The organism is Pontibacter aquaedesilientis (assembly GCF_014773225.1).
In the GTDB taxonomy this organism is placed as follows: Bacteria; Bacteroidota; Bacteroidia; order Cytophagales; family Hymenobacteraceae; genus Pontibacter; species Pontibacter aquaedesilientis.
The window spans coordinates 131019-145115 of sequence record NZ_JACXAJ010000009.1; the positions used below are offsets into that span (position 1 = coordinate 131019).

Consider the following 14097-nt stretch of genomic DNA (forward strand, 5'->3'; position numbering starts at 1 on the left):
GATTATACGTTCACTTTTTCTGGCTCCGGCTTCTTCCGAATGCTGTAAAAGATGGCTCCTCCCAGCACTAACAAGAGTAGAATGGATGATACCAACGACACGGTGTTTCCGATGGTATAGGACTTCGGCTCAAACCGGAACTCAATCGTGTGCTTACCCGCTGGCACCGGCATGGCCCGCAGGATGTAGTTGGCCCGGATGTGCTCCACTGGCTGACCGTTCAGGTACGCTTGCCAGCCATCGGCGTAGTATACCTCCGAGAACACTACCAAACCCGACTGGGTTGCTTTAACCGCATATTTCAGCTCGTTCGGCTGGTACTCAGTCAGCTCAATGGTAGAGCCCTCGGTGTTAAAGTTCTGGGCCGGCACCTTGAACTTGGACACATCCACTACAGCTGTTTTGTTCGCTTCAAAATCTGTCAGCGCCTCGATCTCCTCATCCGGGGTATTCACCGTTTTGACCTCCTCCACAAACCAGGCATTGCCCAGTGCGCCCGGCACACGCTGTACTGGCTGCTGCTGATCGCCCGTGATCACGTAGCGGGTGTTGAGCATGCGCAGCACCTCCAGGTTGTTTTGCACAATGTGGCGGTCAATCACATCCTGATAGCGGCGCAGTTTGGCACCGTGGTAACCACCCACCGACTTATGGAAATAAGACGTGCGGGCATCGTTAAATGGGTTTGGCAGGTATAGCACCCGGTAGTTCGGGTCTTTGTCCTGCAGAATCATCTGGTCGGCCGGCGTCGGCTGAAAATGGTTCTCTACCACACGTTTCTCGAAATCGCCGTCGTTGAGATAGCGTTTGTTCACGCCCCACAAATCCACCAGCACCAACAGTCCTATACCTGCAATCGCCACTGTAGAAGACAGTTTGCCTTTGAGATAGAAGTAAAGCAGCCCCACTGACAAGGCGATAAAGACAAAAGAACGTAGCGCGTCGGAGCGCATCATACTTTCACGATCGGCACGGATGGCATCTATCGGAAAACCCGATTGCTGAAGCTGCTGATCCACAGTTCCCGCGAAACTGGCCGAACCTGCAAACAGCCACACCAACAGGGAAATACCTGCTGTGATGCCGCCCGCGATCAACAGTTTTTTGTCAAGGTCTTTGATCGTAACCCGGTCACGGATAAGTCTGTAAAGTGCCAACATCCCCAGCAAGGGAATGGTGATCTGGGCAATAACCAAGGCCGACGACACCGCCCTGAACTTGTTGTAACCCGGGAAATAATCGAACATAAAGTAGTTGAAAGCCTCAAAATGATTGCCCCAAGCCAACAAGATAGACAGCAAAGTAGCTGCCGCCAACCAGATGCGGGTAGGTTTGTTCACGATGAAAAGTCCCAGCACAAACAGGAAGCAAATGATAGCGCCAACATACACTGGCCCGCTCGTCATCGGTTGTGGCCCCCAGTAGGTCGGCAGGCCCTGCTCCACGATCTGCTCGGCCTGCACAGGCGGCATACCCATTTTCAGGAAGGCATTGTAACTGTCAGAGTCTTTGTCGAGTGGGGTGTTGCTGCTGCCTCCGTAAAAGTCAGGTATAAGCAGGGTGATGGTTTCGCCTACGCCATAGCTCCAGCTGAAGGCATAATCGCGGTCGAGGCCGCTGGAGGTCTTGTCGCCGCTGTTGGCCACGCTGAGCTCAGACTTGCCCCGGATACTGTGCTGGCTGTACTCGGCCACGGTATAGAGCCTGCCAAAGTTCACGCCCACTGCCAGTATGGCTGCTATACCTAGTACCAGACCACGTTTCACCAAATCCGCTATACGACCTTGCTTCAGGGCATAAATCACTTCCACGACAACCCATATCAGCACCATCAGCAGCATGTAGTAGGTCATCTGCAGGTGGTTGAAGTGCAGGTTCAGGGTAAGTCCCAGGGCAAAAATAGCCGCCCCGATCCAGACATTCCGGCGCAGGGCATAGAACATACCGGCCAGCACCAGCGGGATGTAAGCAATCGTGAGGGACTTGGTGTTGTGGCCCGCCTCCAAGATGATGAAGTTGTAAGATGTAAAGGCAAATGCAATGGCTCCCACAACCGAGAGCCAGGTATTGAGCCGCAGTGTCACCAGCAAAATGTAGGCGCAGAGCAGCGTAATAAAAATGTTACCCGCCATGGCCGGCAGGTTAAACGTCAGCAGGGTATGGATATAGCCTGAGAAATCGCCGGGATAACGGGTGTTGATCAGGTAAGAGGGCATGCCGCCGAACATGGAGTTTGTCCAGAGCGTCTCTTCGCCGGTAGCCTCCCGGTAGTCCTGTATCTCTTTGGCGCCCCCCTTAAACTGCAGGATGTCGTGCTGGGCCATCGCCTTGCCCTCAAACAGGACAGGGGCGAAATACACGGCGGTAAGTGCAAGAAAAATCAGGATTGCGATCAGGTGCGGGAGCACGTCGCGCTTAAAGTCAATAGAAGCAGTCATATCTTTCAAAAACCTCGGAATAGAGGTTGAAAGATAGCGGTTTTATTTTATTTCTTCATAATCCACGTACTGCCCCCCGTTGAAATCCTTGCGGTCGGGCTGCTCCGGCACATAGTCGATTTTCACGCCGCCCTGCTGCCTGCTGTGGCCATTCGGACGTGGCTCCGTCTGCGGGCGGTTCATGTTGGAGTGGAAGAAAGTGCCGTTGCGCAGGCTTTTCTTCACAAAGAAAGCCAGCAACCAGCGAAACAGGAAAGGGGCCACCAGCCTGATAAAAAAGATGACAAGAAGGGTAACGAATATAAACTTGATCATGATGCTCGGTTAAGGTATAGCTGCTTGAAAGCCAGCTATCATATAACAATAATAGTACCCTTTTAGATACAAAGCCTTTGCCAAAAAGTTGCCACCTGTCATTTAGTCGGGGTACGGTGCAAAGATACGGATTTGTGCCGCCTCCTGAAAACCATCGGGACACGGGTAAAGCAAAAAGCCTTCCCCGTTACGGGGAAGGCTTTCCTAAATTACACAATTAAACGTTTATACGCTCAGGTATAGGTTTCGTTCGGAATATACCTTCACGAAGTAGTCATCCTGCAGGTTATCAATGAAGTAGATCGCCTCACCGGTAGACTTCATTTCCGGCCCCAGCTCCTTGTTCACTTCCGGGAACTTGTTGTGCGAAAATACAGGAACCTTGATGGCATAGCCTTCTTTGTGCGGGTTGAAGGTAAAGTCTTTTATCTTCTTCTCGCCCAGCATCAACTTGGTCGCATAGTTAATGTATGGTTCGCGATAAGCCTTGGCAATAAAAGGTATTGTGCGCGATGCACGAGGGTTGGCCTCAATCACATACACGATCTCGTTCTTCACGGCGAACTGTATGTTGATGATACCCACCGTATTCAGGGCAAGGGCAATCCGCTTGGTGTAGTCCTCGATCTGGCGGATCACGTTCTCGCTCAGGTCAAACGTAGGCAGCACGGCGTACGAGTCGCCGGAGTGGATACCAGCTGGTTCGATGTGCTCCATGATACCACAGATATGCACATCCTCGCCATCGCTGATCGCGTCGGCCTCTGCCTCAATGGCATGGTCCAGGAAGTGGTCGAGCAGCACCTTGTTGCCCGGATGGTCTTTCAGCAAGTCGATCACGTGGGCCTCAAGCTCCTTCTCGTTGATCACGATCTTCATGCTCTGACCACCCAACACATAGCTTGGACGCACCAACAGCGGGAATTTCAGCTCTTTGCACAGTTCCAACGCCTCCTCAGCCGATTCGATCACACCGAACGGTGGGTATGGAATGTCCAGATCACGTAGCAGCGAAGAGAACGAGCCACGGTCCTCGGCCAGGTCGAGCGCTTTGTAGCTTGTGCCAATTATCTTGATACCATAGCGGTCCAGTTTCTCGGCCAGTTTCAGAGCCGTCTGTCCACCTAGCTGCACGATCACACCTTCCGGTTTTTCGTGCAGAATGATATCATATATATGCTCCCAGAATACCGGCTCGAAGTAGAGCTTGTCCGAAATGTCGAAGTCCGTAGAAACCGTTTCCGGGTTACAGTTGATCATGATGGTTTCGTAGCCGCACTCCTTGGCCGCCAATACGCCGTGCACGCAGCTGTAGTCGAACTCGATGCCTTGACCGATACGGTTCGGGCCGGAACCCAGCACCACGATCTTCTTCTTATCGCTCACATGACTCTCGTTCTCGCCATCAAAAGTACTGTAGAAGTACGGTGTCTTGGCTTCAAACTCGGCGGCGCAGGTATCCACCATTTTGTAGCCGCGCAGTATTCCCAGTTCGGTACGCACGGCGTGCACTTCGCTCTCCAGGCAGCGCAGGATGTGCGCAATCTGGCGGTCAGCGAAGCCTTTCACCTTTGCCTCGCGCAGCAGTTCGGCTGGCAGTGTGGCCAAGGTATACTTTTCCATTTCCTTCTCCAGCATATCGATCTCCTCGATCTGGTTTAGGAACCAAGGGTCAATTTTGGTGAGATTCTGGATGGTGCTGGTAGGTATACCGATGCGCATGGCATCCTTGATGCAGAACAGGCGGTTCCAGCTTGGGTTCTTCAGGTTGTAGACGAGGTCATCGTAATTGGTCATCTCTTTGCCGTCGGCGCCCAGTCCGTTGCGCTTGATCTCGAGGCTCTGGCAGGCTTTCTGCAACGCCTCCTGGAAAGTGCGGCCAATGCCCATCACTTCGCCCACAGATTTCATCTGCAGACCCAGTGTGCGGTTAGCGCCTTTAAATTTATCAAAATTCCAGCGCGGTATCTTCACGATCACGTAGTCCAGCGCCGGCTCAAAGTAGGCCGATGTAGTTTTGGTAATGGCGTTCTTCAGCTCGTCCAGGTTATAGCCGATGGCCAGCTTGGCGGCAATCTTGGCGATAGGGTAACCAGTGGCTTTAGACGCCAGCGCCGAAGAGCGCGAAACGCGTGGGTTAATCTCGATGGCGATGATAGTGTCGTCATCCGGGCTCACGGAAAACTGCACGTTACAACCACCTGCAAACTGCCCGATGCCGTTCATCATCTTGATGGCCAGGTCGCGCATTTGCTGGTATACCGTGTCCGGTAAGGTCATGGCAGGAGCTACCGTTATAGAGTCGCCGGTGTGCACGCCCATCGGGTCGAAGTTCTCGATGGAACAGATGATGATCACGTTGCCCAGGTTATCGCGGAGCAGTTCGAGTTCGTACTCTTTCCAGCCCATGATGCTTTGCTCCACCAGCACCTCGTGTGTTGGCGAGGCGTGCAGGCCGCGGGTCAGGGCCGCGTCGAATTCGGCAGGGGTATTAACAAAACCGCCCCCCGTACCACCAAGGGTAAACGAAGGGCGAATCACGAGTGGAAAACCAATTTCCTGCGCTATCTCTTTTCCTTCCAGGAATGAGGTAGCTGTTTCTCCCTTGCAAACATTTACCCCGAGCTCGAGCATCTTGAGGCGGAACTTCTCACGGTCCTCGGTAGTCTCAATCGCGTTGATGTCCACCCCGATGATACGAACGCCGTATTTCTCCCAGATACCGGCCTTATCGCACTCGATGGCCAGGTTCAGGGCCGTCTGCCCACCCATGGTTGGCAACACAGCGTCGATCTTGTGCTTCTCCAGAATCTCAATGATGTACTTCTTCTCTAGCGGTTTGAGGTACACATTGTCCGCCGTTACGCTATCTGTCATGATAGTGGCGGGGTTTGAATTGATAAGCGTCACCTCAATCCCTTCTTCACGGAGGGAGCGGGAGGCTTGGGAGCCTGCATAATCAAACTCGCAGGCCTGGCCGATAACGATGGGGCCAGAACCAATAATCAGAACGGATTTAATACTGGTGTCTCTAGGCATGTGCTTTGGTAGGTATAAATTGCCCAAAGTTACCGTAAATTGTTGGGCTTGGCAACATAAAAATGATGGCATTGCGATTTTAACTTCAGGCATAGGCTGAAACAGGTATTGACAGACATTATAACAAGTGTATGTAACACAGGCTATACCCAAACCTTGCGGACGTAGCACGTAAACAGGGTATAACTTAAAACAAATCATCATGGAAACACCACGCGAAGACGATTACATTACGAACTCAGAAGAAAGCGAACGCCTACCCGAAGAAAGCCCGGAGCCACTGGAGGGATTAAAAAAAGAAGAGCACGATATACTGGATCCCGAACCGGAAGGCAAGGAGGAAGGTGGCAACGTAGCTGCCAAAGAGGAGGCCGATACCCGGAAACTGGATGGCAGCAACGCCAACAACCTCCGCACAAAATAATAATCAACAGTTAAAAAGAAGCCGCAGCACTTAGGCAAATGCCTGAAACTGCGGCTTTTCCGTTTATAAACAGGCATTTGTTGCCCGAAAAACTGATTTAAGCCTTTTACTCTGCCAGTTTTTACATAAAACGAGAATATAGCTGCAAAAATATATAAACAACATAATATTTAAATTGGATTATTTATATCCGATCAGTTTTGCCTTCCCATAATTTTTGGTTATCATTATCCTGAAATTCACCGGTTTAACATCATGGATTATGGTATACTTTCAAACAGACTACCTGCTCGTTGAATACCATGCCGCCAGCAATGTGCTGCTGAGCCAGTGGTATGGCAAATGCAGTAGCCTGCAGTACCGGCAGGCGCTCATACAGGTTGTGCGGCTTGCAAAGCAGTTGGGCGCACCCTATGCCATCACCGACAGCAGACTGCTGTCACCGCTTCAGCCCGAAGACCTTGCCTGGACGCGGGATGTATATGCGCAGGCTTTCCGCCAACTCCCCTTAAAGCGAACCGCTGCCCTCAACCCGTTCGATGCGACCGCTGAGCGCCAGATACAGCAGATCTTTGCGACAAACGCACATCCGCTCCCTTTCGAAATGAAGGAGTTCGATGACCTGACCTCTGCCTACGACTGGCTCACATCAAAGGAATAAACCTTGGACAAACAGTTTTCCGGCTATAACTGTTTGCTTTTGAATGCTTCCGGCATAGGTATACCTGCCGCCGCTGCGCAGTGCTGAATATATTCCCTATATTGTATCGGGTTATGCTTGCGATGTAATGCCTGCAAGCTTCTTTCTAACGCCTGATAACACATGCTATACCTTGTCCTCAAGCTGATTCTCCGCATTGGCCTTTGGGTGTTCTTTCGGAGATTTGAGGTGCGCAACCGCCATCTGATGCCTAAGCGCGGCCCACTGCTGGTAGTGGCCAACCACCCCAACACCTTTATGGACCCCATTGTGATCGCGTCGCTGTTGGGACAACAGGTATACTTTATAGCCAAAAGCACAGTGTTTGACTCGCCGCTCAAAAAGTGGCTGCTGCACCGCATGAACCTCATCCCGATACACCGACGCGAGGACATGCCGGACGGCGCTTTCGACAATGCGCAAACCTTCCGGACCAGTTACCAGGCGCTGGCTGCGCATAAAACACTGTTGATCTTCCCAGAGGGGAACAGCTTTAACGAGAGGCGCCTGCGCAAACTCAAGACAGGAACGGCCCGCATGGCTTTTGGCGCAGTGGAAAATTCGGCTGACGCGGCGGATCTGCTCATACTGCCAGTGGGCCTTAATTACTCAGACCCGACCCGCTTCCGAGGCGAGGTGTTCGTGAACGTGGGCAAACCTATTGCAGTGGCACCTTACCTGGAGCAGTACCGCCAGGACGGCGTGGCCACTGTAACGGCATTGACAGCACAATTAAGGCTTCAACTGGAAAAACTCATTGTCGTGACGCCCTCCAATGACGAAGACGAGCTGGTGCGCCAAATCGAACAGTTATACAAAGAGCGGCTTGCTGCGCAGACCCCCATAGAAGCTCCCAGGCACATACGTGATTTCCTGCTGACAAGGGCCATTGTGAAAAGCCTGGCACACTTTATCAAAACCCAGCCGCAGCGTGTTGAGAATCTGCGCAAGAAAATCGCCCACTACAACCGGCAACTACAGTCCCTTGACTTACAGCACCTGCCAACAGTGGAAGAGAAGCACGTGCTACTCCAGCAAAGCATAGCCAAGACACTTTTGCTGGCTACCACCATCCCGCTATACCTGTATGGGCTTCTAAATAATTACCTGGCTTATATTATTCCGTCTAAAGTGGCGGATGCCCTTACGGAGGCGGCTGAGTTCCGGGCTCCCATCATGCTATCAGTTGGTATTTTCTCCTTTCCGGTACTTTATGCGGTTCAGGCAGCTGTGCTCTGGCAGTTTGTGCCGGGCAAGGTATACCTGCTGCTATACCTGATTAGTCTGCCCCTTTCAGGATTTTTCACGCTCCGGTACTGGAATGCCTTGCAACATGTGCGCAGCCAGTGGCTGTTGCTCCGCTTGTTTCTGACGAAGAACCCCATGGCAGAGCGCTTGAAGAAAAAGCGCCAGGAGATACTGGAGGAGTTGGATCAGGCAAGAGTAGAGTACCTGCAGCAGTTTGGTTAGCCGACAATTTAGGGTATAAAGGCAGGTATGCCATTGCCCATTCCTGCTCAGAAATCGGCCAAATGCCTGGTGCGTAATCAGGGACGGCCAGCCTTTGCATCATGGCGCAGCTTGAAAGTGCCTGTATGCCCCCCGGAAATACTACCCAAATTGCCAAAGCCCCGTAAACAGGATACTGGAATCATTTTATACAGTCTTACAATTTGAAAGCTATGAAAAAAACATTCTTAAACCTGCTCGCATTTTCCTTTGTGGCTGCCACCGTTTTGGCTGGATGCGCCGACACCACCACTACCGGCACGGAAACAGACGCCATGGAAACTGACACTGAGTCTGAGTACGGCACAACCACCGGTACTACCACGACGGGTACAACCACTGGAACCACGACCGGTACAACTACCGGTACCACGACTGGCACGACCACTGGCACAACAACGGGAACCACTACTGGTACAACCACCGGCACAACGACAGGCACCACTACTGGCACAACCACCGGTACGACAACAGGAACCACGACAGGAACTACCACGACCGGTACGACCACTGGAACTACTTCCGGAACTACTTCTGGTACAACCACTATGGGCACGACAACCGGTACTACTTCTGGAACGACAACGATGGGTACAACCCCAAGATAGCAGGAACTTCAATCACATTGATCAACAAAAAGGCAAGTACCTCCCGGTCTTTGCCTTTTTGCTTTTCACATACCTCTATACCTGATCCACGATGAATCAACTGCAACGATACCTGCGACGTGTTTTTACAGTTGACCTCCGTGCCCTGTCCATCATGCGGATCTGGGTGGGGGGCATTATCCTGATCGATCTAGCCATACGGGCCACAGACCTGGAGGCGCACTACTCGAACATGGGTGTGCTGCCTTTGCATGTATTACACCAATTCGGCTGGAACCCCTACCATTTCTCTTTCCATACCCTGAGCGGGCTCTGGCAGGTGCAGGCCGTGCTGTTTTTAATAGCGGCTGTTTTTGCCGGATGCCTCTTGCTAGGCTACAAAACCCGCACGGCCACTATTGCAAGCTGGTTGCTGCTGCTGTCTTTGCAAAACCGTAACACTTTTATTTCGCAGGGTGGCGACGACCTGCTGCGTATGCTGCTTTTCTGGGGTATGTTCTTACCCTGGGGAAGATTTTACAGTTACGATGCCGTCAGATCCGAACCACCCGCCCTGCAACAAACCACCTATTTCAGTGCAGCCACGACCGCCTATATCCTCCAGATTTTCCTGGTGTACTTCTGCACTGCCCTGCTCAAAAACGCTCCCGAGTGGACCACCGAAGGTACGGCCCTGTACTACGCCTTAAGCCTTGACCAGATACTCATGCCGGTCGGCAGACTGATTTACCCATATCCTGACTTGCTGAAGTTCTTGACACACTTTACCTGGTATACTGAGCTGCTGCTGCCCTTCCTGTTGCTGATCCCTTTTTATAACCACCTATTCCGGCTCATTGTGGTGGGTGTGCTGTTCTTTTTCCATATCGGCATAAGCCTGACACTCTTCGTGGGCTTATTCTACTTGGTCAACATTGCTTCCATCTCGGGTTTGCTGCCTCCCAAAGCCATGGATTGGGCAGAGAAACAGCTGCTTTCTTCGTTCAGACGGCCACTCTCAGGCCAGTTTCAGCGAATTTTCAAAGGCTTCAGGAGTCCGGCGCAGCTGCAGGTGAATTTTAGCCTGCGGAAACCGCTGCTTTCCAGTTCTCAAGAAAGGTATGCGCGGGAAGGGTTTGTGGGCTTTATCTTGCTCTACTGCATCTGGTGGAATTTATCGGGTGCCACATCCGCCGTTCCGGCTATGCCGGCGTCCACCACCTGGCTGGGGAGTTTGCTGCGGGTGGACCAGCGATGGGGCATGTTTGCGCCGGCTGTGTTTAAAGACGACGGCTGGTACGTCATGGAGGGACATACTACATCCGGCCCTTTGATTGACCTAAACCGGGAGGGTAAAAAAGCAGATTACGCTAAACCGGCCTCAGTGGTCTCGATGTTCAAGAACGACCGTTGGCGAAAATATTCTGAGAATTGCCTGTTTGTACATTACTCCTTCCTAAGACCCTACTACTGCAACTACCTCGTACGCCGTTGGAACGAAGACCATCCGCAGAACCCTGTAAAAGAGCTGCAGATAGTCTACATGAAAGAAGTTACCCTGCCTGACTACAATGAAGCGGAACCACTACGAGAAGTACTCTGTACCTGCGCCAACCTACCGGAGTAGCTGGCCACAGACACAGCGCCCTTCGATTTATTTTTTGTCGGAGCTCAGCGCACTGCCTACAGCGGCGGCCACCAGACCGCCCAGCAGGTATAGCCCTACTGTCATGGCACGGGTGCTGTTGGTTCGGTTACTGGGGTCGGAGCCCAGACCCATCGGCCCGGGTAGCAGCACAGCGCCCGCGCCCGCCCCGGCCCCTAACAGGCTTCCGCGCAGCCAGGCTCCTTTTCCAACGCCGGCCATACTGTAGTAAATGGAGTTGGATACCACATCGGCTACCAAGGCCCAGGCACGAAGTGCCCCGTCTTCCGGCGGTTCGGCACCGGCTTTCTTCATCGTCTTGGAGATAGCCCGCATCCCCAGCACATCCATACGGGGCGCCTCAGGCAAAAATCGACGCAGGGTTTCGTGTGCGATGGTCAAGGTGACAGCCCCTGCCAGCCCGCCAACCAATGCTTTACTTACTTCCATAGTATTTTCTTTCTTCATAGGGTTAAGGTTCGGTTACTGTACTAGGTATACGGAGCCGCTCATACCTCGGCGAAACGGCATTGCTTATACCTATACGACACAAAAAGCCGGGTTATTTACCCGGCTCTCTGATCTGTTTCGTTATACCTGAAAAGACTATCTGTTCTTATTCAGGTTTTTGTTCAGCTTGTTCTGTGCATTGGCATTTTTAGAGCCAGTGCTGCCTTTCTTATTTCTGGAGTTCATGGCTACCCAACCTGCACCAAGTGCCAGTAAAGAGCCGCCTACTACCTTCTGGGTAGTGCTCAGGCTATTCACTTTGTCCATGGTTGTGCTGCCAAACTCCTGCAGTTTGCTGGTCAGGTTGTTCAGGTTTTCTTTGCTGAACGTGTCTTTTAGCCCAGCCTTGCCTGAAGAAGCCGACTGGCTACCGCCGGAAGTGCTTTTCATGGAGGACTGGTTGCTGCCGGAGCCTGATACCGAAGACTGGCTGGCTGAACCGATGCTGGAGTTATTTGAATTTGAGCTACTCTGAGCTGTTGGGTTTTGATTTGATTGCGGATTCTGATTCGCTTTGTTTTCCATAGGTAAGTTATTTTTAATTATATACTTGTAGCTGCCCTGGCTCTCAACTACACTTGACTGCTTTGCCGGGGCATCAGACTTATATTTATCGGTTTTGGACCAATATGGTTACAGATAGCCCAATATTTCCGTTTGCGCACAAGCCTGACCCGCTATAGTTATATTAGCTACAGAAAAGCTCTAAAGAGAACAGGCCTTTTTTTGCAAGGTATAGCACCAGCCGCTGAGGATATATTTTTAAAACCTCTAGAGTTGGAGCGCCCTGAGTTTTGTCAACGCCTCACTAACCTCTGCCCGGTCGCCTTCCTCCACTTCTTTCAAGGCCTTGTTTGATTGGTAGAACTCCAGAATATTCTGCCGCAGGGCCGGACTCATGTGCTCAAAATCAGACTTGGTTAGTTTGAGCACTAACTTCGCATACGTCTCGTCGGTCAGTTTATAATCTGCAGGTATGGTAGGCTTGCCGGTATCGAGTTGCATGTTAGTCAGCTGTAGCTTATCCTGTTGCTGCCTGAGTTGCTGTATCAACTTGGTGTAGTTCTCGACCGTGGTGTTGAAGCTGTGGTAAAATAGCTTCTCGGCTTCGGGAGTCGGTGGTTTAAAGGCAAGGGTTTGTAAAGGTCCGATTTTGGGCAGCACTTTAATGATCCAGGCAACGAAGCGGGCGAAGATGTTGGGCCGCTCGTAGTCGTTGCCCCACGTCTTGTTAAACTCAGCCCGGCTCATGTGGTAGTGAAACTTCCGGCGGGTTGCACCGGGGCTGGCTTTCTGTATATCGCCGTTCTTTGCCTGCCAGGCAGCTTTGGTCAGGTCTGGCATAAGTCCCCGTATGGTGTAGCGGTACGTCCCGATGGCCAGGGGCACGTTCAGAAACACATCATTCAACTTGAGTCCGTAGGTTTCCAGGAAGGCTTTCTCGAGCAACTCTTTCGATACTTTGAACCCGATGAATGCCTGGTAGTCGTCGGAGGCGTAGTTACCACGGGCCACCTGCAGCACGTCAAAGCCGAACTCCGTCTTGACATGGGACACCGGATCCTCCGCGTACGTTACCTCCCGACCATGTTCCGCCTTCACCTTGGGGTATACCAGCGCCACTGCCTTGTTGGTACCCAGCGGGTGACCGTGTATATCGGCGTTGTAGTGCGACATGGCTCCCAAAGCAAACCCGTACTCTTCTACTGTGGTAGCCGACTTGATCATATTGGCCACAAAGTCGCCGCTGCGCACATAGTGCGTCAGGTCGGTGAAGAAAGTGTTGCCAAAAGGGAAGTAGCCCATGTCCTGCACAATGGAGCCGCCGTAGGCATGCGCGTGTGCTTTGAGGAGGTCTTCGTCGGTGGCATTCGGGAAGCGCCTGCGCAGCAAAGGCTCAATAGAATCTTTCCAGGCGGCGTCGATAATGGCCTGATGCGTGAGCACGCCGTAGGCTTTGGCAGCAGGCGTTGAGAACAGTAAGATCAGGGCGAGCAAGAAGCCCGTGCGCTTCATAAGGGTAGTGTTGTTCATAAAATGGGGTATGCGTCAGGGGTTATACGCAAAAGAGCCCACAATAGATAGCCGTCTTGCTATATTCAGGATGCCTCGTCAGGCCTTGCCAAGCCTGCGGTGCTGCAGGTAGGTCATTACCTCCATCAGGCTGATCCCCATCAGCACCCACATAGCTCCCAGTAGGAACCCCGCCAGCACATCTGACAAAAAATGCACGCCCAGGTATATTCTGCTGAAGCCAACCATTACAATCAGGACACCGGAAGCCAGCAGCACCGTCTGCCGCTGGCGTTTGCTGCCCAAGTGCCTGTACATAAAATAAGCCAGCATGCCGTAAAGCGCCATGGAGGTGGTGGCATGCCCGCTCGGGAAAGAAAAATTGTGCTCCGGGTAAAAGGCCACTTCCATGGGACGGTCGCGGCTGATGAACTGCTTGCCATACTGCACTGAAAGCCCTATACCTGCCATGGTGAGCCAAAAAGCCAGCACGGCGATGTAGCGTCGCCTGTAAAAGAAAACGATCGTGGCCAGCCCGCCCATGGCAAATACCGCCTCGCGGGTTCCCAGTTGGGTAAGCGCATAGAACAGCTGGCTCAACCAACCGCTCCGAATACTGTACAGGAAAGCGGTGAACTGCTCGTCCAGGCTCACCACCCCTTCCGACTCAATAACGTCCTCCGTCAGTTGCGACAGCAAGGCCGCATTGATACCAATAACCAGAAACAGAATGGTAAGAGGCAGGCCAATGAAAGAGGAAGTATCGAAACGGTTTAACAGAAAGCGAAAAGCCTTTGGGAAACGACGCTGCAGGCGCTGTACCAAGGGCTGCCTGGACAGCCAAACCCGAAAGCGCTGGAAAATGTAGGTCAGGAAATTCTTCATAATGGAATAATCCAACCTTTATACGCAGTTTT

General features: G+C 52.2%; 12 protein-coding genes. 5 read left to right on the forward strand and 7 right to left on the reverse strand.

The annotated features are described in order from the left end of the window. Window positions 1-2: 2 nt before the first annotated feature. The 3 genes from H9Q13_RS15675 to carB all read right to left on the reverse strand — a co-directional run bounded on the left by H9Q13_RS15675 (window position 3) and on the right by carB (window position 5792). Window positions 3-2438 carry a YfhO family protein gene (locus H9Q13_RS15675; protein WP_191184750.1) on the reverse strand — a complete coding sequence of 812 codons (2436 nt, stop codon included), beginning with the start codon at window positions 2436-2438 and terminating at the stop codon, window positions 3-5. Between the two features lie 42 nt (window positions 2439-2480). Next, complete coding sequence (locus H9Q13_RS15680) at window positions 2481-2753, reverse strand: DUF4834 family protein (RefSeq protein ID WP_191184751.1); 273 nt, start codon at window positions 2751-2753, stop codon at window positions 2481-2483. A 225-nt stretch (window positions 2754-2978) separates the two neighbouring features. Beyond that, on the reverse strand, window positions 2979-5792 hold the full coding sequence (gene carB, locus H9Q13_RS15685) for a carbamoyl-phosphate synthase large subunit (protein ID WP_191184752.1): 2814 nt from the start codon (window positions 5790-5792) through the stop codon (window positions 2979-2981). 202 nt (window positions 5793-5994) lie between these two features. On the opposite strand from carB, the gene H9Q13_RS15690 reads away from it, so the two are divergent. From H9Q13_RS15690 to H9Q13_RS15710, 5 genes are all read left to right on the forward strand, one after another. After that, the gene (locus H9Q13_RS15690) at window positions 5995-6216 is read left to right on the forward strand and encodes a hypothetical protein (RefSeq protein ID WP_191184753.1); all 222 of its coding nucleotides are present in this window, start codon (window positions 5995-5997) and stop codon (window positions 6214-6216) included. Between the two features lie 262 nt (window positions 6217-6478). Further along, complete coding sequence (locus tag H9Q13_RS15695) at window positions 6479-6877, forward strand: hypothetical protein (protein WP_191184754.1); 399 nt, start codon at window positions 6479-6481, stop codon at window positions 6875-6877. A gap of 162 nt (window positions 6878-7039) precedes the next feature. Then, window positions 7040-8386, forward strand: a complete 1347-nt coding sequence (locus H9Q13_RS15700) for a lysophospholipid acyltransferase family protein (protein WP_191184755.1) — start codon at window positions 7040-7042, stop codon at window positions 8384-8386. A 212-nt stretch (window positions 8387-8598) separates the two neighbouring features. Next, window positions 8599-9033, forward strand: a complete 435-nt coding sequence (locus H9Q13_RS15705) for a hypothetical protein (RefSeq protein ID WP_191184756.1) — start codon at window positions 8599-8601, stop codon at window positions 9031-9033. A gap of 91 nt (window positions 9034-9124) precedes the next feature. After that, window positions 9125-10639, forward strand: coding sequence for an HTTM domain-containing protein (locus H9Q13_RS15710; protein WP_191184757.1), 1515 nt, complete (start codon window positions 9125-9127; stop codon window positions 10637-10639). Between the two features lie 27 nt (window positions 10640-10666). Here the strand turns inward: H9Q13_RS15710 and H9Q13_RS15715 are convergent, their stop codons facing one another. The 4 genes from H9Q13_RS15715 to H9Q13_RS15730 form a co-directional block, all read right to left on the reverse strand. Next, window positions 10667-11125, reverse strand: a complete 459-nt coding sequence (locus tag H9Q13_RS15715; RefSeq protein ID WP_224744327.1) for a hypothetical protein — start codon at window positions 11123-11125, stop codon at window positions 10667-10669. Window positions 11126-11263: 138 nt separating this feature from the next. Continuing rightward, window positions 11264-11692 (reverse strand): hypothetical protein, encoded by a 429-nt coding sequence (locus H9Q13_RS15720; protein WP_191184758.1) that lies wholly within the window; start codon window positions 11690-11692, stop codon window positions 11264-11266. A 246-nt stretch (window positions 11693-11938) separates the two neighbouring features. After that, on the reverse strand, window positions 11939-13201 hold the full coding sequence (locus H9Q13_RS15725; protein ID WP_191184759.1) for a zinc dependent phospholipase C family protein: 1263 nt from the start codon (window positions 13199-13201) through the stop codon (window positions 11939-11941). A gap of 78 nt (window positions 13202-13279) precedes the next feature. Further along, complete coding sequence (locus H9Q13_RS15730) at window positions 13280-14065, reverse strand: phosphatase PAP2 family protein (RefSeq protein ID WP_191184760.1); 786 nt, start codon at window positions 14063-14065, stop codon at window positions 13280-13282. Window positions 14066-14097: the final 32 nt, after the last annotated feature.